The sequence below is a fragment of the Coriobacteriaceae bacterium genome, assembly GCA_025993015.1.
GTDB lineage: Bacteria > Actinomycetota > Coriobacteriia > Coriobacteriales > Coriobacteriaceae > Collinsella.
Genome location: DAJPFV010000001.1, coordinates 258,510 through 283,330, shown reverse-complemented (window position 1 = coordinate 283,330; position 24,821 = coordinate 258,510). Strand labels below are relative to the sequence as shown.

The following is a 24,821-nucleotide window of genomic DNA, read 5'->3' as shown; positions in this document are numbered from 1 at the left end:
ATTGATTCCATATTTGCTAGGGGAGGGCAAATGCCATCGACTGAAGGGTTGACCGACGGAAAAGCGGCAATCCCGCTATATCAACAGGTTATCGATATCATCAAAAATGACATCAATTCTGGTACCTATAAGGCGGGCGCTCGGATACCGAATGAATTCGAATTGGCCGAAAGCTACAAAGTTGGTCGCGTTACCGTTCGGCGGGCCATTGAGGAGCTCGTGCAGCAGGGCTACCTAACCAAGCAGCAGGGGAGGGGCACGTTTGTAAACGCCCCCAAGCTCAAGCGTAAAATCCGCCAGAAGGACGACGTTCAGAGTTTTTCGGACGCCTGCCGCGTCAACGAGATGGAGCCCGGGGCGCGTATTGTCTCAAGAAAAGTGTTGCCGGCCGATGCTACCGAAGCGCAGTTTTTTGGCGTTCCCGCTGGGTCGGAGCTGATCTGCATCGAACGCGTGCGCACCGCCGATGGCATCCCCGTGATGCTCGAGAACAACACGTACGTTTATGAAGACAACGCCTTTTTGGCGAAGGCGGACCTTACCGATCAATCAATTTTCGAGGTCGTGCGCGAACAGACGGGTCGCGGGCCTGCTCGCACCGAGCCGTGCACGCTTGAGATCGCGTGTGCGTCACCCGAAGTCGCCCGGCTGCTGTCCGTTCCCACGGGAGAGCCTCTGTTTTATATGGAGGCATATTTCTATGACGAGCAGCAGCGGCCGTTTATCATCGGCCGACAGCGGATTGTAGGATCGCGCTACGTTTTTGATATTTAGGACGTTGATCAAGAGAACGCCCGGCAGGCTAAATTGCCTGCCGGGCGTTTTTGCCGTTCGCCGCCGTTGAACGACCGTTCACCCGAGTCCTCGTAATCTGTCCGAAATATCCTTGAAGTGCTAAAAACACGCTGATAATCTATAGAACGTCATAGGACGTTTGCATTGCGCGAACGTTAAAGCGAGACACGATAAGGCCTCGGGTTCTTTGGAGGTATCTATGTCAGATACGAAGGCGAAGAAGACAAACAGACGTTTCAAATTCAAATTACCGCACGTCTATACGATCATGTTCTTGCTGATCGTGGTTTTTGCAGTTTTAACCTGGGTCGTTCCTTCTGGCCAATACCAGCGCAAGACGATCTCGACTGCGGCAGGCGAGCGCGAAGTCGCCGTTGCCGGAACCTATGAACAGGTCGATAAGAACTATACCGATTCCGAGGCCGGCGAGACCGTTAACCTGGGCCAAGATATCTTTGCGGTCCTGCAGGCGCCTACTAAGGGTATTCAAGAGGCCGCCGACGTCGTTGCGTTCGTCTTGCTGATCGGCGGCTCGTTCGCGATCATCACCAAGACCAACGCGCTTAACGCCGGTATGAGCCGCGTGATTAAAAAGCTCAAAAACAAAGACATCCTCATCATTCCTATTACCATGACGCTGTTGTCCATTTGCGGCACCACGTTTGGCATGTCTGAGGAAGCCCTGCCGTTCTATGCCATCTTCATCCCCATCATGATGGGCATCGGATATGACTCCATGACGGCATTTATCATCTGCTTCCTCGGTCCCAACTTGGGCTACTGCGCCTCGACGATTGACCCGTTCAACGTTTTGATCGCGCAGGGCATCATTGGCATCGAGGGCAACCCGCAGCTGTGGTTGCGTGCCGTTGCATGGGTTATTTTCACCGCCGCCGGCATCGCATGGGCCATGCGTTATGCCATGCGCGTCAAGAAGAACCCCAAGTCGTCCGTTACGTTCGAGGACGACAAACTCAAGCGCATTGAGTTCTCCGTGACCGATGCTTCCATCGAGGAAGAGTTCACCACTCGCCAGAAGCTCGTGCTGATTGATTTTGCCGGTGGTATGGCGCTTATCGTGTGGGGTCTTGTTACGCAGGGCTGGTATATGAACGAGATCTCTGCCGTGTTCCTTGGCATGGGGCTGCTCGCCGGTATCCTGGGCGGTCTTGACCAGCAGACCATTGCCGATGAGTTCGTTAAGGGTCTTGCCGACTTTGCCTACGCAGCCGTCGTTATCGGTATCGCTCGCGGCATTCTGGTCATCGCCGAGGGCGGCATGATTATCGACACCATCCTTCAGGCACTTGCCACTCTGCTTGCTGGAGCCCCTGCCGCCGTGTACACCACGTTCATGTACGTTGTCCTTGGTCTCCTGTCCTTCCTGGTTCCTTCGAGCTCCGGCCTGGCCGCGCTTACCATGCCTGTCATGGGTCCTTTGACCGAGCTTATGGGCCTCAACCCCGAAGCCGCCGTAACGGCGCTGCAGTTTGCCAACCAGACCATTAACACCATTAGCCCCGTGGCAGGTATGACGGTGGCGGGCCTTGCCGTGGCAAAGATCTCGTTTGGCCAATGGTGGAAGACCATCTGGAAGTTCTTCATCTTCATGGTCGTGTTTGGCTTGGTCATTACCGCCATCTCCGGCATGCTTCCGGCGTAAGGAGGTCGCGATGTCCGATCGTTTGACGGTGCTGACGTCCAAGAGCGTCTTCACCGGTACGGAAGACCAGCCGTTTGAAGGTTTTGTCGCGGTACGCGGCAATCGGATTGAAGCCGTCGGTAGCGCTGGCGAGGCAGACTCGTTTCTCGCCCAGGCAGATGAGGTGATCGATTGTGGCGACAGAACGGTCATGCCTGGCTTGGTCGATGTGCATACGTTCTATACGGGCTGGGCGTTGCGGAGCTTGGGAGCCGACTTATCCGAAGCCTCTGACGTCGACGAAGTGGTAGCGCTTCTGCGTTTGTGGAAGGATGCCCATCTCGATTGTGCCGCCGCCTTTGGGCACGACCTTCCCGCATCGCTCGCCGAAGGCGCCGAGAATGAAAAAACGGCGGCAGCGCTCGACGACGCCTTCGGAGACGTTCCTGTTGTTTGCTTTACTCCGGGTGCCGAGACGTGCGTTCTCAACGCCGCCGCCAGCGAGCGCTATGGTTTTACGCCCGAGGCCTGCTACGCCGAGAAGACCTGGCGTATGATGCGGGACTTCCTGGCGCTTCCCGAGGTACGCGCCGGGTATTCTGATTACATGGCGATGCTGAACGCTCGCGGTGTCACGGCTATCAAAGAGATGGCCTTCGACGACTATTACGGATTTGCCGACGAGATGGCGCGTCGTGAGGAATCTGGCGAGCTGACGGTTCGCGTCTCCATGATGTCGCAGCCGGTGGGCGCCGGGGCGAATCTGTCCTATGCTCGTGCGGCGCGCGATCGCTTCCAGGGACCGTTTGTTCGTTTCTCGGGCTTCAACCGTATGACCGATCGTGGCGTGTGGGCAGGACTTGCCGAGATGATCGATCCTTATGAGGAGACGGCCGATGCAGGGGCTGCCGGCAAGACGGTTGTCGAGGAGCCCGAGTGGGGTTTGATTGAGGACGAGCTGCGCGCGATTGATGCCGAGGGCTTCCGTTACTCGCTTCATTGTCAGGGTGACGGCGCCGTTCGCCACACCGTTGCGCTGTATGCTTCGCTGCCGCGAGATGAACACGGAGTCATGCTTCGACGCCATGCGATTACCGACCTCGAGAACTCTGATCCGGAAGACCTTGCCCTGTTTGGCAAGCTGGGCGGAATCTGCGAGGTCTACCCCCAGATCCTCACGCTCGATAAACGCGAGGACTGCCTGTCGATGATGCGTCGGCAGATCGGCGAGGTCCGACTGCTGCACAGCTGGAACCGTCGCGGTATGGAAGACGCGGGGTGCACGGTGTGCTGTGGCACCGACCTCCCGCTCTTGATTCCGAGCTTGGGCGAATCAGTATTTAGCGCATGCGGCGGTTTCTTTGCCGACGGTTTGTCCGTGAATGAGGGCAATACGCTGACGATTGCCGAGCTCCTTCGTGCGTGGACGGCAGGGGGCGCATATGACCTCATGCGCGAGGATGAGCTGGGGACGCTCGAGGCCGGTAAGCTTGCCGACATCTGTGTGCTCGATCGCGATGTGTTTGGCCTTGACTACCATGATGCTTGTGACCTTGCTGTTGATATGACCATGTCGGACGGACGTATCGTGTTCGACCGAAATAAGGAGGTTTAGCATGTCTGAAACCAAACCGACGCTGCGTCGCGAGCAGATCGCGGGCATGAACATCCACTACATCATGTGGTCGCTCGACTATTTTTTGGATACGCAACAGCGCCTGGGCTTTGAGTCCATCGAGCTGTGGTGCGCCGAGCCCCATGTGACGCTCGATCACACTGGGTATTTTGAGGCCGAGGTTCTGGCGAAAAAGGCCGCCGACCGTGGTCTGCGCTATCGGACGCTCTGTCCCGAGAACGTGGTCTACCCATGGCAGTATTGCGCTCGTAAGCCGCTCCATGAGCAGCGGAGCCTGGCGTACTTCAAGCATGGCATCGAGCTTGCCGAGGTGCTGGGATGCGACCGCATGTCCGTAAACTCGGGTTGGGGTGACTGGGACGAGGATCGCGAAGAGGCGTGGAAGCGCAGTCGCGAGCACCTATCCATCTTGGCGGAGTATGCCGGCGAGCACGGTCTGGTGCTAACGATGGAGAGCCTGCGTCCCGAGGAGAGCAACCTTGTGACGACCGTCGCCGATGCTAAGCGCATGATTGATGAGGTCGCGAGTCCGTACCTGCAGCCTATGGTCGATACGACCGCAATGGGCGTTGCGGGTGAGTCGCTCGAGGACTGGTTTGCCGCATTTGGCGACGGTGCGATCCACGAGATGCACTTTATCGACGGCGATCCCTATGGCCATCTGGTCTGGGGTGACGGCAAGCACGATATGGATGCCTTCGTCGCCACGCTCAACGCCCATGGTTTCGATGGCATGTTGGGCCAGGAAATCACGGACGGTCGCTACTTCGATGATCCGGCGGCGGCAGATGCCAAGAACATGGCCGCCTTCGAGAAGTATCTGATTGACTAGATAAGATTTTGCTCGGCCATGCAAGACACGTCCTGCATGGCCGGCCAAGCTGGAAAGGAACTAAACATGAACGCACATGATCTGATTAAGGAAGCAATTGCCGAGAAGGGCAAGTTCGACAGCGCCTACTGGATCGCCTGCGGTGGCTCCATGATCGATCTGATTCCGGCCCATGAGCTCTTGCAGCGCGAGGCGACGACGTTCACCTCGTATATCTATACGGCCCGTGAGTTCGACATCATGCGTCCCCGTCGCCTGGGCGAGAAGTCTCTGGTCATTGCCTGCAGTCACAGCGGCAATACCCCCGAGGTCGTCGAGGGCTGCGAGATTGCCCTTGCCGCGGGCGCGACGGTGATCGCGCAGACCGATAACGCCGGTTCCAAGATCGATAATGGCAAGTGGGTCACCTGGGTGTACCCGTGGGGCGAGGGCGTTCCGCAGGCCGAAGTTCCTGCCGGTATCTCGCTGTCGCTCGCGGCCGAGCTGCTCGACCAGCAGGAGGGCTACGCCGATCTCGCCGACATGTATGCCGGTATTGCCGAAATGGATAAGATTCTGCCTCCCGCACGCGAAAAGGTAAATGCCGAGCTGGGCGATCGCTTCGCCAAGCTTTGCCAGGAGCATGAGTTCTTCTATATCCTGGGCAGCGGTCCCAACTTTAGCCAGACGTACGGCTTCGCTATCTGCTCGCTGATGGAGATGCAGTGGCAGCACTGCAGCTATATCCACTCCGCCGAGTACTTCCATGGCCCCTTTGAGGCTACCCAGGATGGCGTCTTCTACTTCTTGCAGATGGGCTCGAGCGAGTGCCGTCCTATGGACGAGCGCGCCCTGGCGTTCCTCGAGACCCATACCGACACGCTGATGGTGCTTGATGCCAAGGAGTACGGTATGGAGGCCGTGCCGGCGAGCGTTCGTGCCTATCTGGATCCGGTGCTGTTCTACGCTATGAACTGCGAGCTGCGTGCAGCGCGCGGCAAGGTGTTCGATCACGACCCCGACTTCCGCCGCTACATGGGCGTTGTTGAGTACTAGGAAGGATAGATACCATGTCTTTTAACGTTAACGCGCTCGGGTTCGGTGACAACGTCGTCGATCGCTATGAGCATATCCATACCATGTATCCCGGCGGCAATGCGGTGAATTTTGCCGTTTACGCCAAGAAGTGCGGTGCCGCGCGCTCCGCGTACATGGGCATCTTTGGTAACGACGCCGCTGCCGAGCATGTGATTGCAAGTCTCGAGGACGAGGGTATCGAGCTCGCTAAGTGCGAGCAGCTCATTGGCGAGAACGGCGCGGCGCGTGTGACGGTTATCGAGGGCGACCGTGTTTTCCTCGGCTCCAACGAGGGCGGTATCCGTGGCGATGCGCGCTATGTGCTCGATCGCTTTGACCTGGCATACATGAAGCAGTTCGACGTAGTCCACTCGGGCAACTACTGCTTTACCGAGCGCGAGCTTCCCAAGCTGAAGGCTGCGGGCATCACCGTATCGTTTGACTTCTCGGACGATTCCACCGATGAATACTATGAGCAGATTGCCCCGTTTGTCGACTTCGCCTTCTTTAGCGCTGCCGACGCTGCAAGTGAGGATGAGATTCGTGAGCGCCTCGCTTGGGTTAAGAATTTGGGCCCGCGCTTTGTGTCCGCAACGGCGGGCGCCGAGGGCTGCATCGCCTATGACGGCGAGCGCTACTATCGCCAGCTGGCAAAGCCTGTAACGGACATGAAGGACACCATGGGAGCCGGTGACTCGTTCCTGACTTCATTCATGATGTGCTATCTCGATTCCGCCAAGCGCGGCGAGGACGGACCTGAGGCCATTGAGCGTGCGCTCGATTTTGCGGCAGGTTTTGCCTCGACCGTGTGCGGCATGGAGGGCTCTTGGGGCCACGGAGCTCCGATCGCCGAGTAGCCTGAGAAAGCGCCGGGAGGCTTGGGGCTGAAGCCTTGGCTGACTGACGCTAGATTACATCGGAATTCGGATAGGGGCTCGCCTTGGGTGGGCCCCTTTTTGATTGCTGGAGAAGACTATGAATATCAAAGCATGTGCAGCTGGCTTTTGCTGTGCGGACGTGTACCAAAACATCGGCGTGTTCTATCCGACTGGCAATGGCATCGACTGGGGTATCCACCTGGCGCGAATGGGCATATCGGTATCTGCGGTGTCGGTCGTCGGAAAGGACGAGTACGGAGACAAAATGCGCGAGGCGCTGGCTGCCGAGGGGTTCGACATCTCGCATCTTCGCGTGGAGGACGGCGATACCTCGGTGATGCTCATGGCGTTGAAGGACGGCGTCGACCGCGTGCATCTCGAAGCGATTGACGGTGTCATGGAAACGTACCGACCAAACGATGATGACCGGGCATTTATCCTGGAGCACGATGTCATCCATACCGACCTGTTTGGAAACTGCTTAGACCTGCTGCCCGAATGGCACGAGGCAGGCAAGACCGTCGTCATGGACTTTTCGGTGTTCAGTCAAGATCCCGAATACGCCTGTGAGAACCATTTTCCTTACGTTGACTATGCCTTTATGTCGTTTGAGGAGGATAGCGCGGAGCTGCGCGACTGGGTGCGCCATGTGCAGGAGCTGGGCCCGCGCGTGGCAGTCGCCACACTTGGCGAGAAGGGAAGCATCGCCTATGACGGTGAGCGCTTCTATGAATGTGGGATCGTGCCGGCCGAGAAGGTTGTCAATACCGTGGGCGCCGGCGACTCGTATATCGCCGGATTCACCAAGGGTGTACTGGATGGGCTTGACGTGCCGGCGTGCATGCATGCCGGTGCCGAGCTTTCGTCCCGAGTCATTGGGTCGTTCGAACCGTACTAGGAATAAAAGCCTGGAAAGGAGTGCAAGATGGTAATCGATATGCTGGTCCAGCCCATGCTCTACGGCGAGATCTATACGCCAGGCGACGAGCCAGACGGCTTTGGTTTTTGGGAGCGTGAGTTTGGCATGGGGCACATGGGCCCCATGGACTGGGATGAGCTCGTGGCCGAAATGGATGTCTGCGATGTGCGGAAAAGCGTGCTCATGCCGCTCGATGTGACCACGGCGTGCGGCGGGCACTTTGGCACCAACGACCAGGTTGCCGCGCTTGTTGCCGCGCACCCCGATCGCCTATGGGGATTCGCGAGCGTGGACCCGCAAGTGAGTGGCGCCGCCGATGAGCTGGAGCGTGCCTTTACCGAGCTGGGGGCCAAGGGGCTCTGCCTGCATCCGGCAAAGCAAGGTTTTGCGCCCGATGATGCCGTGGCCGAGCCGCTCTACAAGCTCTGTGAGCGCTACAACAAGCCGGTGGTTTTCCATGCCGGTATGTCCTGGGAGCCGGGTGCGGAGCTTTCGCGAAGCCACCCGCTTGCGTTTGAGCACACCATCGCAACGCATCCGGATGTGCGCTTTAACCTGACGCACTTTGGCTGGCCCTGGGTGCGCGAGACCGTGGCGATGCTGCTCAAGTATCCCAATTGCTATACGGATGCCTCTATTACCTATATCGATTCGCCCGAAGAAATGATGCAGCGGCTCTTCACCGTCGATATGGGACCGCTGTGGTATGAGCGTGCCCTGTCTCATCAGGTGATGTTTGCCAGCAATACGCCACGCTTCCGCGCCTTCAAGCTCAAGCGGGCGCTTGATACTGTGCCCATGCGCGATGAGGCGCGGGAGAATCTGTATTCCGGTACGGCGCTGCGTTTTCTGAAAGGTGATGAGTGACATGGTGACACTCGAGACATTGAGCTATCTATCGACGGCGCCCGACCAGTTCATCGATATCACAGAAGATGTGCATGCCGCCATCGAGCGTAGTGCGGTGACCGATGGACTGGCAGCGATTATTTTGTCGCATACGACTTGCGGCATCGTGGTGAACGAGGGGCTTCCGTGCGTGGAGACCGATCTCATGGAGACGCTCGATCGCATTGCCCCGCCCAATGCCCCCTATGCGCATTCTCATTTCTTGCCGAGCTATGGTGCCACGGGCAATAACTCCTGTGGTCATATCAAGAGCATGATTTGCGGCAATAGCTGCTTCTTCCCCGTTCAAGACGGCCACATTGTATGTGGCGGGGCCCAGAACATCTACCTTGCGGAGTTCGATGGACCTCAGAAGCGAAAAGTGTTCGTTGAGGTGCTGGGCGAGTAGCAGTTGATGTCTGTGAGTCGGCGAGCTAAAGGAGATTGACCATGTCGGTTATGGCTTCGATGTTTGGGACCGAGAAACCGGTAATTGGCATGCTGCATCTGCAGCCGCTGCCTGGCGATCCTCTGTATTATCCGGGCGGCAGCGTTTCGCGCGTGATCGATGCCGCCAAGCGCGATCTCGAAGCGCTGCAGTCGGGTGGCGTGGACGGCATTCTGATCACCAATGAGCTATCGATGCCCTACGAGCAGCATGTGTCGGCAGTGACCCTTGCCGCTATGGGGCATGTCATCGGAGCTCTTGCCGCAGATTTCTCGACCCCTTGGGGTGCAGAGGCTATTTATGACGGCGATGCCACGATCGAGCTGTGCGCCGCCGTTGAGGCGCAGTTTACACGCTGCAATTTCTGCGGTGCCTGGGCTGGCGATCTTGGCCTGATCAATCGTGACTTTGCGCACACCATGCGCCGCCGTGCCGCCCTGCGTCTGGATGACCTAAAGATGTTCCATTTCATCACAAGCGAGGGCGAGGTGTACCTTAACGACCGATCGACTCCCGATATTGCCGATTCGCTGGTATTCAACTGCCTACCCGACGCCCTTGTTATTGGCGGGTCTGCTGCCGGGCGCGGCGCTTCGGGCGAGCTTGCCGACGAGGTGCGCGTCCGTGTTGGCGATGTGCCGGTGGTATGTGGAACGGGATGTCGCGAGAATACCGTTGCAGACGTGTTTTCGCATTATGATGGCGCGTTTGTCGGTACCTGCCTCAAGCGAGACGGCAAGCTCGACGCCCCTGCCGAAGCCGAACGGGTCGCGCGGTTCATGGCTGCCGCCCGTGCCGCGAGAGGGGAGTGAGCGGCATACCGTACTATCTTGGCATCGACATTGGAACGAGTGCGTCCAAGGGTGTGTTAATAGATGCGGAGTGTCAAATTGTGGCGCAGGCATCTTGTCAACATGAGACCGAGAACCCTCAGGATGGTTGGTATCAGCACGATGCAGAAGCGATTTGGTGGGGTGATTTTTGCCGGCTGTCTCGCGAGCTTATCGAGCGCGCGGGCATCGAGGCGAACCAGATCCGCTGCGTAGGGTTGTCGGCTTTGGGCTGTGATTGCGTGCCGGTCGATGAAGATTGCCACGCCTTGGCTCCGGCAATTCTCTACGGGGTCGATGCTCGCTCGAAGCCGCAGATTGACGAGCTTCTTTCCGAATATGGTCCCGATCGCGCTCGCCAGCTCTTTGGACACGATCCGTGTTCGTCGGATATCGCCCCTAAGGTCCTTTGGTTTAAGGAGAATATGCCCGAGGTCCATGAGCGGGCGGCGAAGTTTCTTACGGCTTCGTCCTATCTATGCGCCAAGCTTACCGGCAGGTTTACGATCGACCGTTACCTTGCCGAGGATTTCCTTCCCTTATACGATCGTGAGACGTAGCAGGTTAATGAGCGCGGGTGCGCGCGGTTCTGCCGTCCCGACCAGATGGCCGAAGTCATGGCGGCGACCGATATCGCCGGCGTAATCACGGATCGGGCGGCGGTTGAAACCGGTCTTGCGAGGGATACGCCGGTGCTTGTCGGAACAGGCGATTCGGGCGCCGAGGCGATTTCTACTGGAGTGTTCTGCCCCGGGGACATGATGGTGCAACTCGGGAGCACGGCCTACTTTATCTATTTGGCGGACCATATGGTCGATGACGCTCGTCTATGGCCAGGGACATTCATCATCCCCGGAACCTACGGCATCTGCGCCGGGACCAATACAGCAGGTGCGTTGACGGCGTGGTTGCGACGCGAGTTGTACCGCGATGTCATGGATGCCGAACACTCCGGCGGCCCCGATGCCTATGAGGTCATGGCGCACGATGCCGGGCAGGTAGGTCCTGGAGCAGATGGCCTGCTGTGTCTTCCATACTTTGCGGGCGAGCGCACCCCGCTCAACGATCCCGAGGCGCGTGGCGTGTTCTTCGGTCTGACCGAAAGGCATACCCGGGGCCATATGGTCCGCGCGGCTTTGGAAGGGATCGCCTACACTGTTGCGGCTCATGTCGACATCATCGAGCGCGAGCACGGGCTTCCCATCGAGCGCATCATGCTCGTGGGCGGCGGAACTAAGAATCCGGTATGGATGCAGGCGATTGCCGATGTCTGCGGTCGTGAGGTCTCGGTTGCGAAGGTTACGGTGGGCGCATGTTTTGGCGATGCTCTTATGGCGGCACTTGCTGGCGGCGCCTATTCATCATGGGGTGAGCTTGCCCGGGTTCTTGGGGTCGCGCAAACGATCGAGCCTGATATGGACGCTCATGAGCTGTACGCATCGCGCCGCCGTATCTTTGATGAGCTATATGCGCGAAATTGCGACCTTATGCACGAGCTAGTATAGCGCCGCCGAATTGCCCCACGCTCTTATGGGGGCTGCGTTGTGCGATTCGCATGTCCCTTGAGGGTCGTGGGCAAAAAATGCCAAATATGAGTACTGTCACAAATTTAGTAGCAGCAAAATTTGGCTCTTGAGGTCCAAGTTGAGTGTCTGCGGACAACTTAAAGCCGTCTAATATGTCCCTGGGTATGCTAAAACGACCTGATAATGAACAGTTGTACATTATCAGGTCGTTGTTTTGGTGCAAAATAATGTGACCAGTTTTACAACAGTACTCATATTTGGCATTTTTTGCCCACCGAGGTCAGCGGAAGTCGAAAATGGAGTGGGAATTTTCCAGGACGACCGACTTGATGCTCTCCTCGGGGCAGTTTTTAAGCGCAGCAATGACCTCGGATACTCTTATGAGTGAATCGACGAGCTGTCGCGCGGATGTTTCCGCGTCTGGTTCGGCCGGCGCGTCGGTTTCGAGTAGCAAGCGATCAAGTGGAATCTGTCGCGCGTATTCGCGCCCACGTTTGGTCGCAAGCATGCGTTCATTCACGGAAAAGTAGCAGCCCGCAATGCGTGCGCGGACAAACTCATCTGAGGTGCCGCTAAACCAGTGGAAGATAATGGTGGGGGAGTTGGGGACGTCCTTAAGAAGGTCGTTCGACTCCAAAGTGTCCAAAGTTGCTCCCGCCGCGCGAACGGCGTGAATGGATAGAACGCGTCCAGGTAGCGGGGACTGCGATAACGTTCGGCATAGCCGTTCAAATGCCTGCGTCTGGTTTCCCTCGGTGCCTGCAAAGCGTGGCGAGAAATCGAGCCCGACCTCGCCGATAAACCGTTCCCGGATGGCGAGTTCACAAAGCAGGCCGACCTCGGCGGTTCCGCATCGGCCGTCGGCAATCCACCAGGGGTGGAGGCCCACCCCTGCAATAACGTTGGGACTACTGCTGGCGCGTTCGGATGCTGACGCGAAATCGCGTGGATCGACGCCGCAATCAAAGAGCTCCAGTCCCATCGCTGCGGCTTCGTGGGCAACGGTGTTCGGGCTGGCCATCAGGTCGAGGTGACAGTGAGCATCAAAGGACTGCAGCTTCATCGCGGTGTGCCTTGCTAGTCCAGGCGCTGGCCGTCGGCGCGAACGCGCTCGGTACCGCGTCCACTGATCTTGCGAATAACCTCGCCGGCAATCATCTGGCCCATGATGGGCGGCATAAAGCTGGCGGTTCCGAGCTCGGTGCGCTCGTGGATGTTGGAGGGGTCACGGCGCTGAGTCTTGACCGACTCCTCGCAGCTAAATAGAACGTGCAGGCTCTTGATGCCACGTTTTTTGCACTCTTTGCGCATGATACGGCTCATGGGGTCGCGCACCGTGTCAAAGATATCGGCGAAGCGCAGGCATTCGGGATGCAGCTTGTTGCCGCCGCCCATGGAGCTCACCAGGCGAATGTCGTGGTCCTGAGCATACTTGGCGACGGTGAGCTTGGCCGAGATGGTATCGATGGCGTCGATAACGTAGTCGAGCGTGCCACCTGTCTGCTCCAGAACGCTCGCGAAGAATTCGTCGATGTTGTCGCTCAGCAGGTATTCGGTGCGCTTGATGACGGTGGCGGCAGGGTTGATGTCATGGATCATGGCCTCCATGACGTCGACTTTACGCTTGCCGATGGTGCTGTGAAACGCGATGGCCTGACGGTTGATATTGCTGGGCGCAATGATGTCTTTATCCAGAATTACGAAATGGCCGATGCCGCCGCGGGCGAGCGCTTCGCAGCAGTTAGAGCCCACGCCGCCGCAGCCGAGCACCAACACCGTGGCGTCGGCGAGCTTGTCGAGCGCCTCGCGCCCCATGATGATCTCGAGCTTGGTGTCGCGCGTCTCGACGGGAGCGGCGGCTGCGGTTTCGGTCATAGATATCCTCCGATGGGGAAGTAATTAACGTAATTGGCTATCGCCATTATAGGTATTATTCTGCCTCCATTTGAGGCCTTGGGGCATGTTGAAATGAAGCGGGGATTCGCATAAGATTGAAGCAGATGGCACCCGTGGCCGCGGGTTGGCCAACTCCGAAACACGTTTATGGCGTGAGAAGTGGCCGTCTTCGCATTACGCGGGGGCGGCTATTTCATTCGACCTCCAATGTGGATGCCGAGCTCCACAGCCGCGATTACAAGCAATAACAACGTCAGGACATCGTCAATACTCATAGTCCATCTCCTTCTCTGGTAGAGGGGAGCTGGCCCATCTGCTTCTAACGGTATTGTAACTAAAAGCGAACGAGTGTTCTATGGCTATTGCTGAATTAGATAGTTAGACAAACATCTAAATATCGAGTATAGTGTGCGCGTCGAGCGAAATACTGAGAGGAGGTCCTATGCCGGGAGAGGGTTTTAAAGCGCTGGCCGATCCTACGCGGCGGCGCATTTTGGAACTGCTGCGCGAGGGCAATTGTACGGCCGGGGAGCTTGCCGGGCATTTTGACATTAGCAAGCCGTCATTGAGCCATCACTTGGCGACGCTCAAAAACGCCGGGTTGGTGACCGACGAGCGCCATGGCCAAAACATCGTATACAGCTTAAACACCACCGTCATGCAGGACTTGATCGGTTGGTTTATGGGCTTTACAAACACGGAAGGTGATAAGGATGAATAACGAAAACAAGGGTATTCACGCCACGGGGGTATCGCGGCGTGTGTGGATTGCGCTGATCGCTCTGTGCGTCGCCAATGTCGTAGCGCACCTCATGGTGATGCCGAGCTTGCCTGCGCAGATTCCCACGCACTGGGGAGCGAGCGGCGCCGTCGACGGTTGGGGTCCTAGCTGGATGGCATCGGCGCTCGGCGCGTTGCCGCTGGCGCTTCTCGCAATGTTCTGCGTGGTGCCGCGCATCGATCCCAAAGGTGAGGCATATCGAACCTCGGGCAAGTTCTATCAGGGCTTCGTAATCGCCTTCACCTTGTTCATGTGCGCCATAAGCTGGCTGGGAGAGCTTACGGTCTGGGGCGTGGTGCCGGCGGTCGGTTCGGTTAACGTGCTGATTTCCGGTGTTGTCGGTTTGCTGTTCATCGGCGTAGGCAACTACTTGCCGCGTGTGAAGCAGAACTATACGCTCGGTATCAAGACGCCCTGGGCACTTGCCGATTCCGAGAACTGGCGCCGTACGCAGCGCTTTGGCGGTGCCTGCTTTATGGTGCTGGGTGTTGGCCTGATTGTGATGGGCGTGGCAGGTGCGGTGCTTTCGAATGAAGTCGTCGCCGCGGTGATTGCGGTTCTGGCGTTTGGTTCGGTCGGAGCCGTCTACGTCTACTCGTATCTGCTGTGGCGTAAATCGCAGCGAGCCGTTCGCTAAGGTTGCGGAAAACTAGCGTACGCAGTTCATAGTATGTTCCGGGGGACTTTTCCCAGGTAGTATTAGGGGTGTGGGCAACCATGCCCCTTTTTATTAGAACGCGCGGACCTATTTCTCTGCCTTTTCCAGAAGGACAGGTCAGATGACGTTCCGCAGCTAGATAAGGAGAAATGACTGTGGCGGAGTTTATCTATAGCATGTATCAGGCTCGCAAGGCCCATGGCGACAAGGTAATCCTTGACGACGTGACCCTGAGCTTCTACCCCGGTGCCAAGATCGGCGTCGTGGGCCCCAACGGCATGGGTAAGTCGACCCTGCTCAAGATCATGGCCGGTATCGAGGAGGTCTCCAATGGCGATGCCAGGCTCACCCCCGGCTACACCGTGGGCATCCTGCAGCAGGAGCCGCCGCTCGACGACGACAAGACCGTCATCGAGAACGTGCGCATGGCGTTTGGCGACATGATCGCCAAGGTCGATCGCTTCAACAAGATCGGCGAGGAGATGTGCGACCCGGATTGCGACATGGACGCACTCATGGCCGAGATGGGCAAGCTCCAGGACGAGATCGACGCCGCCGACGGCTGGGATATCGATTCCAAGCTCGGCCAGGCCATGGACGCGCTGCAGCTGCCCGATTCCGACATGCCGGTCAACGTGCTTTCCGGCGGCGAGCGTCGTCGCGTGGCCCTGTGCAAGCTGCTGCTCGAGGCTCCCGACCTGCTGCTGCTCGACGAGCCCACGAACCACCTGGACGCCGAGTCGATCCTGTGGCTCGAGCACTTCCTGCACAACTACCAGGGCGCGGTGCTTGCCGTCACACACGATCGCTACTTCCTGGATAACGTTGCCGAGTGGATCTGCGAGGTCGACCGCGGTCACCTTTATCCCTACAAGGGCAACTACTCCACGTATCTGGAGACCAAGGCCGCCCGTATCGAGGCACAGGGCAACCGCGACGCCAAGCTCGCCAAGCGCATGGAGGCCGAGCTCGAGTGGGTGCGCAGCTCGCCCAAGGCCCGTCAGGCCAAGAACAAGGCCCGTCTGGCCCGCTACGAGGAGATGGAGGCTGAGGCGCGCGCAAGCCAGAAGCTCGACTGGACTGACATCCGCATCCCCGTGGGCCCGCGTCTGGGCAACAAGGTGCTCGAGGCCCATCATCTGCACAAGGAGTTCGATGGCCGCGTGCTCATTGACGACCTTTCGTTCACCCTGCCGCGCAACGGCATCGTGGGCGTCATCGGCCCCAACGGTGTGGGCAAGACCACGCTGTTCAAGACTATCGTGGGCCTGGAGCCGCTGACTTCGGGCGAGCTCGAGGTGGGCGAGACCGTCAAGATCTCCTATGTCGATCAGAACCGTTCCGGCATCGACCCCGATAAGAACCTGTGGGAGGTCGTCTCGGACGGCCTGGACCACATGATGGTCGGCGAGACCGAGGTTCCGAGCCGTGCTTATGTGGCGAGCTTTGGCTTTAAGGGCCAGGACCAGCAGAAGCGCGCTGGTGTACTCTCCGGTGGCGAGCGCAACCGTCTGAACCTGGCGCTCACGCTCAAGCAGGGCGGCAATCTGCTGCTCCTCGACGAGCCCACGAACGACCTCGATGTCGAGACGCTGTCCTCGCTCGAAGCGGCGCTACTCGAGTTCCCGGGCTGCTCGGTGGTCATTAGCCACGACCGTATGTTCTTGGACCGCGTCGCCACGCACATTCTGGCGTGGGAGGGCACCGACGAGAACCCGGGCAACTGGTATTGGTTCGAGGGCAACTTCGAGGCCTATCAGGCCAACCGTATCGAGCGCCTGGGCGAGGACGCAGCCCAGCCGCATCGTATTCACCGCAAGCTGACGCGAGATTAGTCGAGTTCAGGTGACCTAACGAAAAAGGGACGATAACCTTGAGGGTTATCGTCCCTTTTACTATTCGGCGGATTCTTCGACCTTGTCGATGGTCCAGGTGGCGCCGAGACCGCCGGTGGTGTTGCGGCGGATGCGCACGGTGACTTCGTGGCGCTCGCCGGCTTGCGTGTAGCGCAGAGGGAAGCTTGCGCGGTTTCGCGCGGCCTCGATGGTACCGCGCTCGCGGGCGATCCAGTAGTACTCGCCGACGATGCCGAGCGTGTCGGCGCCGTAGGGGAGATAGGTTGACAGCTGGTGCAGAAGCGGGCCGGGGCAGAAGACCTCGGTTGCGAAATCGACGGGGAAGTCCTCGGGGATGGCGGGCGCTACGGGTGCGGGGGCCGGTACCATCGTCGGTGCGAAGGCCTGCTCATTGACGGGCGTCACCTCGATGACGGGCGCGGGTTCGGCGCCGAGTACTGATTCGGTGTCCGCTTTCGGCATCGCCGCGGAATCTGCGGGTTCGACGATGGCAGGTGCGTCTGCGGTCGCGGTGTCGAACTCGACTTGCGGAGCGCTCTGATTCTCGACGCTCGACTTTGCCTCGATGGGCGTGGATGCCATGGTGGTGATGCCGGCGTTTGCGTTCTCGGGGTCATAGACGACCGTGAGCGAGATGGCGGGCTGCGGCGTCTCGGGCTCCGGCGCCGACTCGGTAGCGCCTTGATCGTCGGGCTCGTCGGGCTGATCGTCCTCGGTCTCGTCGCCAAAGACATCGCTGTTTTGGAACGCAGGCGTTTCGGGCTGGTCAGCGGCTTCTTCGGTTGTCGACTTGGGAGCTTCGTTGAGCTCCGCAGTGGCTTCCTGCTCGGATATGACTTCGGGATCGGTCGTGGCGGTGATTTCGGTGTCGGCTTCTGCCGTTACCTCAATAGCGACTTCGATCTCTGCCTCGGGCTCGGGCTCCGGAGCGACTTCGGCCACGGGCTCGGGCCCGGCGCGCTTAACGTGCTTGGGGCGCACGGCCTTGAGGTCCTTCTCGCCGCGCTTTTTCTTTTTGTAGGACTGCTTGGCACCCTTGGCAGCCTTGGGCTTGTCCTCGCCCTTGGCAAGGGCGGCATCCCAGGCCTCGTTGGCGATGAGCGTGGCATACAGGCGACCGCCCTTAAAGACGGTCAGCCTTATGCAGTCGTCGAGCTCCTCGAGCAGCTCGCGCGTGGACTCGAAGCCCAGGTCATAAGCGGCCATGTCACCAGCAGCGAGCGCCTCCTCGACCTGCGTCATAAACGTTTGCTTGCCGCACCCAATCGCATCACGCAGCAGACGATACAGATAGATGTGGTTGCCCAGCGATAGCGTGGGCTTAACTATTGTCTTGCTCATGGCAAATCTCCTCTTTACACACCAAAGCATCTTACCATCGCGCGGGGCTTGCTACCTCGGCGCCCAAGGCAAACGGGCGCGACCGTTGCCGGTTCGCGCCCGTTATACAGGTCGATTATCTATGAGGGGCAAACGTGCTTAGTTGCCCGATGCCGTGCCTTGGCTCGAGCTGTCAGATGCCGTGCCGGACGCGGTTCCACTCGAGCTGTTCGAGTTGCTGGTGTTGCTGCTGTCTGCTGAGCCCGTTCCCGACGTGGTGTCGCTCGTCTGGTCGCCCGTGCTCGGTTGAGAGCCGTCAGTCGTTTGGCTTGAGTCGGTTGTGCCGGATTGCGTACCGTTGTTGTTCACAGAAGAATCGGCGCCCTGCGACTGATCGGGGGTGTTCGAGGACGAGTCGGTGGATGCGGAGGTGCCCTGCGAGTCGTCCTGCTGGCTTTGCGATTGACCAGTGCTGTCCGCGTCGTGCTCGGTCGTGCGTGACGACAGAATCGGCTCGGGACGCTCGCCCAGACCGTCACCGGCGGTGGTGATAAGGATGGCGCCGGCGCAGGCGATGACCGCGACGATGGCGATGGCGATCGAGAAGATGATGACCTTCTTTTGCGTCTGGCTGCGCTCTGCCGCCGCCTTGGCGCGCAGGCTGTCGGGGGCGACGCGCGCCGTGGTCGCGCGCCCTGCAATCTGGCGCATCTCCTGGGTAGTCGCGGCGCCGCCTAAGTGCTCCTCGGCATTTAATTCAACGGGTTCATAGGCGCCGGCGGGGTAGTCGACGGTGGCGTGCGTACCTTTGATGGCTTCGGCGCTGGCAGAGATAAAGTGGCGGTAGACCTGCGAGGACACAACGGTGATGACCGAGCTCACAGCGGCACCGATCACCGATCCGGCGATACCGATCTTGGAGGCAAGCGCGACGCTCGTAGCGGCAGCTGCGGCGCCGGCGATGATCTGGGGAATGGAAATGTCGTCAAACAGGCCCTTTTTGGGCGCGATGGCCATGGTCTGGCCGATGGAATGGTTTTCGTGAACGCCGTTGTTGAGCGATGCCGGCGTCATGACACGTGTGCGCGGCGCGTCGGTGTACTTGGTTGTCATACGGGGTCCTCCCGGTGTAAATCTGCTTCGTTTCGTGTAGCCATCAGGGTACCCACCAGATGTGAATCGTACGTGACATTTAACAGATACCATCAACTCATCAAGGGGGCTTGCTGTCTTTGGTGCAATAGCTTGATGCTAAACTGGATTAACGATTGCGAGGTGGTTTACGTGATGTACCCGTATATGACATTCGAAGACGGTACCGAGGTCGTTCATTCTGACCTGATAACAGATGGGGATATCGAAAAGGTTATCGTGCATTTTGAACGACCGACGGTAGAGGGCTTCGACTCCGCTCGCTGTGAGTTGCCTTCCTGTTCGTGGACTGACTGGGAAGGGCATTTTACTCAGAGTGAAAAACGAGCTTTCGAAGAGTGTTTGAGCAAATAATTTAGATTAGTTCGAGTTTAGTTCGAATAAAGAAGCCGAATACGATGACCTAAAGCGTATGCATTTTTAGTATTAGATGCGTATGAAATGGAGGATGTGAATGGATGAGCTAATAGACTTTAAAAAACGATTTCTCAAGAATGGCGAGCTGGTTTCAATTCCAAAAAAGGAAAGCTATAAAAGAATCATGCTGCTATGGGCCGTCTCTTTCTTTGAATTAAATACAAGTTATACGGAGCTTCAGGTTAATCGTGTGCTGTCACAGCTCTATCCTGATTATGCCGTGTTGAGGCGGTACTTGGTTGATTATGGATTCCTATTAAGGGATGAGCGAGGCCTGAAATACGAGGTTAATCCTGATGTTCACGGTATTGAGAGCTAGCCGTCCGGTTCGGGTCCTATATATTGCTAGAGGGATAAGCGAAATAGGCAATTGGTGTGCGAATATTGCTTTGCCAATGCTGATTTACGAGGTAACTCACGATGTTTCTGCAACTGCTTTGATGGTCTGCTGCAGATTTGCCCCCGCTCTGTTTTCAGTTGCGCTCGCGCAGCTGCCTCAGAAGATGGGTATCGGGACACTGCAGGCCATGAGATTGGCAGACTTAATTCGCGCGGGATTATCCGTTTGCTATATTTTTGTTGATAGTAAATGGAGTATGTTTGCTATTACGTGCGCGGTATCGCTTTGCCGAACGGTTGAAATGCCCTGCTTTTACTCGTTGTTAAGAGCCAATACGAATAGTATCAATCGCGACGTAATTAATAATTCGTTTGGGTTTCTGCAGAATTTGATGATGGTTCTGGGGCCAGTTGCCGGCGGTTTTGTTGTCGCTCAATTTGGGGCGGAGGCTGTTCTTGCATTAGACGCGCTTTCTTTTGCCGCGTCGTTCTGGTTGCTGCGAGATGTTCCGTCGGTTATCGAGGTTAATGATAAAGAGGGGATAAGCAAAAATGAAAAAAACTGGACTGCATTTAGTGATCTTAACGCGAAGCACTTGGCAATTGGTTTCCTATTAATCGATATTTCTAGTGGCGTGGCATTCGGCTCTCTGAATTCTCTTTTGCCAGCTATAGCGCAATTGCAATTTGACTCGTCATCGATACAATACGGATTCCTTCAGAGTAGTCTTACAATCGGACTGTTGTTCGGAAATACAATATACGGTCGTTTAATCAGTGGTTCCGATTGCGTTAAATCATATTGTTTTGTGACGTATCTTGCGCTCGGTGCGTATCTGGCGTTTGGCTATCGCTATGCGTCTGGGATATCGTTTATTTTCCTTTTTATCGTCGGTGCCGGAAACGCCATTCAAGATGTGCTTCTCATAACATCGCTGCAGGATTTGGCGAGAGACGGATCTGAATCGATGAGCCTGTTTTCAATTAGGGAGTCTTTGCAATCGGTTGCTGTTGTTATTTCAACACTCCTTGTTTCGCTGTTCACGAGCATCGCGATGTTCTCAATTCTCGTTACAGGACTTGGTGTATTTTCAATTATGATGGTAGTTGTGTTTCAATTGAATTATTTGCGAAAGATGTGACGTTGATATGCCTAAAACGCTTTTAGTATTTCCCCCAGGATGGAGTCCAGTGGGGCCGTATCTTGCCTTGCCTGTTTTGAAGTCATATCTTCAAGAGGTTGAACAATACAAAGTTGACATTGTTGACTTAAACGTGGAATTTTACGATGACCTCCTATCTTTTAGACATGTCGAAGAGTGCTGTAAAAGGTATCGGGAATCAAAGGATTCGTTTAGTTCGAATGTTCAATTAACAATCGAGTTGATACAAAAGTCAGCACTTAATGTTGACGAGGCAAAAGATATTTTCAGATCGAAGAGATACTTTAATCTAAAAGAAAGACAATATGCTGAAAACATTTTTAGAAATGCACTCTATATCATAAATCACGTCTCATATGGAGTTAAATACACGTTCAACTCCATAGATCTGCCCTATGATTATTATTCGACACCAGAAATAATGAAATCGCTTGCGGATACCTTGCATAATCCGTTTATTTCCTTCTATGAAACTGCCTTTCTTAAGCGTATTCAGAGGGAAAAAATCGAGTTTATTGGGATTTCGGTGAGCGGCTGTTTCCAATTGATTTCTGCAGTTACGTTAGCGAAACTGATTAAAGAAGAATGTCCATCTGTTAAACACGTCTCATTGGGCGGCAATTACATTACTCGTTTAGCAGATGACTGCATGAAAGAATGGCATCCCTTTTTTGAATACATTGATTCGATAATGATGTATGACGGCGAAGAGCCGCTTGCACGTCTTCTTGAGGCTCTTGACTCTGGTGATGACAATCTCGACTGTGTTCCAAACCTTTGCCATGCTAAAGGTGGAAAGATATATAAAAACCATCGGATTGAGCAAACATTTATCAACGATACAGTTCCCGATTTCGATGGCTTCGCCCTTTCTAAATACTTCATGCCTGAGTTAATATTGCCGGTTTATTCCTCTAGGCAGTGTTTTAATCATTGCGCCTTCTGCACCATTCCCGGTGCTACCGGTGGTTGTTACCGAAAGATGCCTATATCGAGAGTATTTGAAATAATGTGTCGGTTAAATGAAAAATACGGCACGAGAGTTTTCTCTTTTGTGGATGAAACATTCGAAGGCAAAAGAATGGAGCAACTCGCGGATGAAATAAACGCATCGGGAAAAACGTTTTTCTGGCATGGAGAAACGAGGTTCTCTCCAACCCTAAGTACAGACGTTTTCAACAAGATATACCAAAGTGGATGTAGGCAGATTCAGTTTGGCCTCGAGTCATACAACCAAAGAGTTCTTGATCTAATGAAGAAGAACACGAGAGTTGATTGGATTGATCGCAATATCCATGATTGTCTCAATGCGGGTATTCCTGTTCATCTATTCTTTATGATTGGCTTTCCGACCGAAACTAAAGAAGAGGCTCTGAACACCTTAGCTTATACAGAGAATGTTTTGAATTATTCAAAACAGGTATGTGGTGTTCCATATTCCACGAGAGGATTTACGAATTTTGGTCTCGTTATGGGGTCGGATGTTTGGAATCATCCCGATAAGTATGGTGTCTCTGTAATGCCGAAGTCCCAATATGAGGATTTGCGCCTCGAAGTGGATTATGTTTCAGGCACTGGTTTAACTTTAAATGAAGCAAAATCCTTATCTGATGAGCATCATATTGATTTTTATATGCAAGAGGTCATAAACGGTAGCGACACAATTGACTTGCCCCAGCGGCTTCATATTTCAGAGGTGACCTGGATCCTAGATTCTATTCACGCTGTCAGGTATAAGGGACATTTGACCAAAGTAAAGCGACGGCTAACTAGTCTAAATCCAGCTGATCGAATCTGGCTGGATTCCAAGACCTCTGTCGTGCTCGTTGAGCCATTTGCCTACTTCTATAATTCTGAATACCATCATGTCTATGCTGTTTCCCAGTTGGTATACCTTAAGTTGGCCCGTTTATTGGAGGCCGATTGTAGCATTTCTCTTATCCTTGATCAGGGCGACCTCGAGCTGACAAGGGCGATAGAAGAACTGTTGCATTATGGATTGCTGAATACAAATATCGATGCCGATTATGTAATGCACGATAATGGTTTTCAATTGGTTAAAAGTTCGTTTGTGAAAGAAGTCGGACGCTCAAAAGAGGGGTTAAGAGTACTGCTGAGTTGTGCCACCCATAGAATGTGTGCGGTTAATGATTTTTCGTTCGCTTTGCTTTCGTTGTTTGAAAAGCCGATTACTAAGAACGAGGTGCGCGACATTTTGAAAAAAGAGGGACTATCGGCAAAGGTTGATTTCCGATCTCAGCCGAACACATTAGGCGGACAGGCCGTTCCCGCAGCTACCCGAACGCCCCCGAGGCCCCTCGCGGGCCCCGGGGGCGGCATTTTCCCAGTTGAAGGAACGGTGGAGATGTGTTTCGATGGGTCCGGTGGCCATGCTCCGCCCTCCGTCCGGCGCCTCTTCCCAGACTCAGCCGGACGGTCGGTCCGCCTATTCCTTTTTTCCCTTCAGGCTAGGACAGCGGGGCATCGCCCCTCTCTGCGCGCGCCCTCTCGATGAGTCCCGGCGTCAGGTCGAGCTCGGCCAGAGGCACATCCTCCACGCCGTAGGCGTCAAGCAGCGCCGCCGCGTCGTCCCCGAGCATCGCCCTGAAGGCGCGCGCGGGCGTCGAGAAGCCGAGCGCGCCGCGGGGCTCGGAGTTCACGTGCGACATGGCGAGCGCCATGTCGGCCGGGGATAGCCGGTCGAACCTGAGCCCGGCGCCCTTGGGCAGCAGCTTCCTGATCTCGACGTGGTTGCGCTCGCAGGCGCCCTTCTGGTCGCTGCGGCGCGGGTCGCAGTAGAACAGCCTCGTCTCGCCGGGCCCCTCGCCGAGGAGCGCGGCGATCGCGCCCTCGTCGGAGAACTCGGCGCCGTTGTCGGTGAGCACGGCGCGGAACACGCGGCGCGTCCCGTCTGCGCCGAGGACCGCCCGGACGCCCTCCAGGGCGGCCGCGACGCACCCGGAGGTCTTCTCCCCGAGCAGGAGCGCCAGCTGGAGCCTGCTGGGGCGGTGGAGCAGCGTGAGCAGGCAGGCCGAGTCCTCCCGGGCGCCCTCGACGGTGTCCATCTCCCAGGCCGCGGCGCACGCGTCCTCCCCGAGGGCGAGGAACGCGGCATGCGACCTGCGGGCGGAGTGGCGCGTGGCCGCCCGCCCGGCGGCGCGCCTCCTCGGCCTGTAGCCGACCTTGCGCCTGAGCTCCATGTTGGTCATGCCGTCGTAGCCCGCCGCGACCCAGCGGTAGATGGTCGACGGCGACAGGTCCACCGGCCCTCCGTTGCATGCGGCCATCTGCTCGGGCGAGAGCCCCCGGCGCAGGCAGTCCCTGATGGCCTCCAGCCTGGCCGCCGCGGCCGGCTCGTCGGCGTCGATCCCGCGCCTGGACGAGACGAGCACCGAGTCCGCGCACAGCTGCGCGGCCCGGGCCTCGTAGAAGACGTGGGGGCGGCGCTTGCAGCCGATCGCGCGGTACCGGCCGCAGCCGTTGCAGCATCGCGGCCACGCGGCCAGGCGCGGGCAGGCCGCCGACAGGTCGGCGGAGGCGTCCACGCGCTCGCCGCGCCTGGGCTTCGGCGCCGTCACGAACCTGTGCGACGCCACCTCGGCGCTCACCGTCGAGGGCGACCTGCCCAGCTCCCTCGCGATCTCCCTGCACGAGGCCCCGCGCTCCAGCATCCTCTGGACCGTGTCCCGCTCGTGCCTCGTGAGCCTGCCGTAGGCCCTCGGGACCGCCCTCGCGGCGCCCTTCCCGCTCTTTCCGCTCTTTCCGGACATGACGTCCTCCGATCTCCCG

23 protein-coding genes are annotated in these 24,821 nt (G+C 57.0%); 18 read left to right on the top strand and 5 right to left on the bottom strand.

Going from position 1 to position 24,821, the window contains the following annotated elements; all coding sequences use genetic code 11:
• Positions 1-30 precede the first annotated feature (30 nt).
• The 12 genes from OIL77_01250 to OIL77_01195 all read left to right on the top strand — a co-directional run bounded on the left by OIL77_01250 (position 31) and on the right by OIL77_01195 (position 11,429).
• Complete coding sequence (locus OIL77_01250; protein ID HJI44054.1) at positions 31-774, top strand: GntR family transcriptional regulator; 744 nt, start codon at positions 31-33, stop codon at positions 772-774.
• Between the two features lie 220 nt (positions 775-994).
• Positions 995-2,458, top strand: a complete 1,464-nt coding sequence (locus tag OIL77_01245) for a YfcC family protein (GenBank protein HJI44053.1) — start codon at positions 995-997, stop codon at positions 2,456-2,458.
• Positions 2,459-2,468: 10 nt separating this feature from the next.
• Complete coding sequence (locus OIL77_01240) at positions 2,469-4,052, top strand: amidohydrolase family protein (GenBank protein ID HJI44052.1); 1,584 nt, start codon at positions 2,469-2,471, stop codon at positions 4,050-4,052.
• Between the two features lies 1 nt (position 4,053).
• Complete coding sequence (locus OIL77_01235; protein HJI44051.1) at positions 4,054-4,905, top strand: sugar phosphate isomerase/epimerase; 852 nt, start codon at positions 4,054-4,056, stop codon at positions 4,903-4,905.
• A gap of 66 nt (positions 4,906-4,971) precedes the next feature.
• Positions 4,972-5,940, top strand: a complete 969-nt coding sequence (locus OIL77_01230) for an SIS domain-containing protein (GenBank protein ID HJI44050.1) — start codon at positions 4,972-4,974, stop codon at positions 5,938-5,940.
• Positions 5,941-5,954: 14 nt separating this feature from the next.
• Positions 5,955-6,818, top strand: coding sequence for a PfkB family carbohydrate kinase (locus OIL77_01225; GenBank protein ID HJI44049.1), 864 nt, complete (start codon positions 5,955-5,957; stop codon positions 6,816-6,818).
• A gap of 118 nt (positions 6,819-6,936) precedes the next feature.
• Entirely contained in the window at positions 6,937-7,737 is an 801-nt protein-coding gene (frlD, locus tag OIL77_01220) for a fructoselysine 6-kinase (protein ID HJI44048.1), read from the top strand.
• Positions 7,738-7,764: 27 nt separating this feature from the next.
• The gene (locus OIL77_01215) at positions 7,765-8,625 is read left to right on the top strand and encodes an amidohydrolase family protein (protein HJI44047.1); all 861 of its coding nucleotides are present in this window, start codon (positions 7,765-7,767) and stop codon (positions 8,623-8,625) included.
• The gene (locus tag OIL77_01210; GenBank protein ID HJI44046.1) at positions 8,618-9,055 is read left to right on the top strand and encodes a secondary thiamine-phosphate synthase enzyme YjbQ; all 438 of its coding nucleotides are present in this window, start codon (positions 8,618-8,620) and stop codon (positions 9,053-9,055) included. Before OIL77_01215 ends, OIL77_01210 begins: the two co-directional genes overlap by 8 nt.
• Positions 9,056-9,096: 41 nt before the next feature.
• Positions 9,097-9,906: a BtpA/SgcQ family protein gene (locus tag OIL77_01205; GenBank protein ID HJI44045.1), complete on the top strand. Its 810-nt coding sequence runs from the start codon at positions 9,097-9,099 to the stop codon at positions 9,904-9,906.
• A complete protein-coding gene (locus OIL77_01200) occupies positions 9,903-10,484 on the top strand; it encodes an FGGY family carbohydrate kinase (protein ID HJI44044.1) in 582 nt (193 codons plus the stop codon). The genes OIL77_01205 and OIL77_01200 overlap by 4 nt, the downstream gene beginning before the upstream one ends.
• Positions 10,485-10,529: 45 nt before the next feature.
• The gene (locus OIL77_01195; protein ID HJI44043.1) at positions 10,530-11,429 is read left to right on the top strand and encodes an FGGY-family carbohydrate kinase; all 900 of its coding nucleotides are present in this window, start codon (positions 10,530-10,532) and stop codon (positions 11,427-11,429) included.
• Between the two features lie 301 nt (positions 11,430-11,730).
• Here OIL77_01195 and OIL77_01190 read toward each other — a convergent pair whose 3' ends face one another.
• Positions 11,731-12,513, bottom strand: coding sequence for a TatD family hydrolase (locus tag OIL77_01190; protein HJI44042.1), 783 nt, complete (start codon positions 12,511-12,513; stop codon positions 11,731-11,733).
• Positions 12,514-12,527: 14 nt separating this feature from the next.
• Positions 12,528-13,325 carry a tRNA threonylcarbamoyladenosine dehydratase gene (locus tag OIL77_01185; protein HJI44041.1) on the bottom strand — a complete coding sequence of 266 codons (798 nt, stop codon included), beginning with the start codon at positions 13,323-13,325 and terminating at the stop codon, positions 12,528-12,530.
• Between the two features lie 463 nt (positions 13,326-13,788).
• Between OIL77_01185 and OIL77_01180 the strand changes: the two genes are divergently transcribed.
• The 3 genes from OIL77_01180 (at position 13,789) to ettA (ending at position 16,620) form a co-directional block, all read left to right on the top strand.
• Positions 13,789-14,067 (top strand): autorepressor SdpR family transcription factor, encoded by a 279-nt coding sequence (locus OIL77_01180; GenBank protein HJI44040.1) that lies wholly within the window; start codon positions 13,789-13,791, stop codon positions 14,065-14,067.
• Positions 14,060-14,764 carry an SdpI family protein gene (locus OIL77_01175; GenBank protein ID HJI44039.1) on the top strand — a complete coding sequence of 235 codons (705 nt, stop codon included), beginning with the start codon at positions 14,060-14,062 and terminating at the stop codon, positions 14,762-14,764. Before OIL77_01180 ends, OIL77_01175 begins: the two co-directional genes overlap by 8 nt.
• A 176-nt stretch (positions 14,765-14,940) precedes the next feature.
• Entirely contained in the window at positions 14,941-16,620 is a 1,680-nt protein-coding gene (ettA, locus tag OIL77_01170) for an energy-dependent translational throttle protein EttA (GenBank protein HJI44038.1), read from the top strand.
• A gap of 60 nt (positions 16,621-16,680) precedes the next feature.
• Here the strand turns inward: ettA and OIL77_01165 are convergent, their stop codons facing one another.
• A complete protein-coding gene (locus OIL77_01165; protein HJI44037.1) occupies positions 16,681-17,982 on the bottom strand; it encodes a hypothetical protein in 1,302 nt (433 codons plus the stop codon).
• A gap of 138 nt (positions 17,983-18,120) precedes the next feature.
• The gene (locus OIL77_01160) at positions 18,121-19,074 is read right to left on the bottom strand and encodes a hypothetical protein (protein HJI44036.1); all 954 of its coding nucleotides are present in this window, start codon (positions 19,072-19,074) and stop codon (positions 18,121-18,123) included.
• Positions 19,075-19,567: 493 nt separating this feature from the next.
• On the opposite strand from OIL77_01160, the gene OIL77_01155 reads away from it, so the two are divergent.
• Genes OIL77_01155 through OIL77_01145 form a run of 3 tightly spaced genes read left to right on the top strand, consistent with a single transcriptional unit; the run spans position 19,568 to position 23,547 of the window.
• Entirely contained in the window at positions 19,568-19,849 is a 282-nt protein-coding gene (locus tag OIL77_01155) for a DUF2087 domain-containing protein (protein ID HJI44035.1), read from the top strand.
• Positions 19,827-21,011 (top strand): MFS transporter, encoded by a 1,185-nt coding sequence (locus OIL77_01150; protein ID HJI44034.1) that lies wholly within the window; start codon positions 19,827-19,829, stop codon positions 21,009-21,011. The genes OIL77_01155 and OIL77_01150 overlap by 23 nt, the downstream gene beginning before the upstream one ends.
• A gap of 7 nt (positions 21,012-21,018) precedes the next feature.
• The gene (locus OIL77_01145) at positions 21,019-23,547 is read left to right on the top strand and encodes a B12-binding domain-containing radical SAM protein (protein ID HJI44033.1); all 2,529 of its coding nucleotides are present in this window, start codon (positions 21,019-21,021) and stop codon (positions 23,545-23,547) included.
• On the opposite strand, the gene OIL77_01140 is transcribed toward OIL77_01145, so the two are convergent.
• Positions 23,501-24,802 (bottom strand): IS30 family transposase, encoded by a 1,302-nt coding sequence (locus OIL77_01140; GenBank protein ID HJI44032.1) that lies wholly within the window; start codon positions 24,800-24,802, stop codon positions 23,501-23,503. The two genes, OIL77_01145 and OIL77_01140, sit on opposite strands and share 47 nt — an antisense overlap.
• Positions 24,803-24,821: the final 19 nt, after the last annotated feature.

Bases quoted from the DNA above. Each gene is read 5' to 3' on its own strand.
- OIL77_01155 (HJI44035.1), top strand. From the start codon at position 19,568: ATGGATGAGCTAATAGACTTTAAAAAACGATTTCTCAAGAATGGCGAG.
- OIL77_01175 (HJI44039.1), top strand. From the start codon at position 14,060: ATGAATAACGAAAACAAGGGTATTCACGCCACGGGGGTATCGCGGCGT.
- OIL77_01215 (HJI44047.1), top strand. From the start codon at position 7,765: ATGGTAATCGATATGCTGGTCCAGCCCATGCTCTACGGCGAGATCTAT.
- OIL77_01180 (HJI44040.1), top strand. From the start codon at position 13,789: ATGCCGGGAGAGGGTTTTAAAGCGCTGGCCGATCCTACGCGGCGGCGC.
- OIL77_01185 (HJI44041.1), bottom strand. From the start codon at position 13,325: ATGACCGAAACCGCAGCCGCCGCTCCCGTCGAGACGCGCGACACCAAG.
- OIL77_01140 (HJI44032.1), bottom strand. From the start codon at position 24,802: ATGTCCGGAAAGAGCGGAAAGAGCGGGAAGGGCGCCGCGAGGGCGGTC.
- OIL77_01205 (HJI44045.1), top strand. From the start codon at position 9,097: ATGTCGGTTATGGCTTCGATGTTTGGGACCGAGAAACCGGTAATTGGC.
- OIL77_01165 (HJI44037.1), bottom strand. From the start codon at position 17,982: ATGAGCAAGACAATAGTTAAGCCCACGCTATCGCTGGGCAACCACATC.
- OIL77_01190 (HJI44042.1), bottom strand. From the start codon at position 12,513: ATGAAGCTGCAGTCCTTTGATGCTCACTGTCACCTCGACCTGATGGCC.
- OIL77_01160 (HJI44036.1), bottom strand. From the start codon at position 19,074: ATGACAACCAAGTACACCGACGCGCCGCGCACACGTGTCATGACGCCG.
- OIL77_01150 (HJI44034.1), top strand. From the start codon at position 19,827: ATGTTCACGGTATTGAGAGCTAGCCGTCCGGTTCGGGTCCTATATATT.
- OIL77_01245 (HJI44053.1), top strand. From the start codon at position 995: ATGTCAGATACGAAGGCGAAGAAGACAAACAGACGTTTCAAATTCAAA.
- OIL77_01240 (HJI44052.1), top strand. From the start codon at position 2,469: ATGTCCGATCGTTTGACGGTGCTGACGTCCAAGAGCGTCTTCACCGGT.
- OIL77_01195 (HJI44043.1), top strand. From the start codon at position 10,530: ATGGCCGAAGTCATGGCGGCGACCGATATCGCCGGCGTAATCACGGAT.
- OIL77_01230 (HJI44050.1), top strand. From the start codon at position 4,972: ATGAACGCACATGATCTGATTAAGGAAGCAATTGCCGAGAAGGGCAAG.
- OIL77_01210 (HJI44046.1), top strand. From the start codon at position 8,618: ATGAGTGACATGGTGACACTCGAGACATTGAGCTATCTATCGACGGCG.
- OIL77_01225 (HJI44049.1), top strand. From the start codon at position 5,955: ATGTCTTTTAACGTTAACGCGCTCGGGTTCGGTGACAACGTCGTCGAT.
- OIL77_01145 (HJI44033.1), top strand. From the start codon at position 21,019: ATGCCTAAAACGCTTTTAGTATTTCCCCCAGGATGGAGTCCAGTGGGG.
- OIL77_01235 (HJI44051.1), top strand. From the start codon at position 4,054: ATGTCTGAAACCAAACCGACGCTGCGTCGCGAGCAGATCGCGGGCATG.
- frlD (HJI44048.1), top strand. From the start codon at position 6,937: ATGAATATCAAAGCATGTGCAGCTGGCTTTTGCTGTGCGGACGTGTAC.
- OIL77_01250 (HJI44054.1), top strand. From the start codon at position 31: ATGCCATCGACTGAAGGGTTGACCGACGGAAAAGCGGCAATCCCGCTA.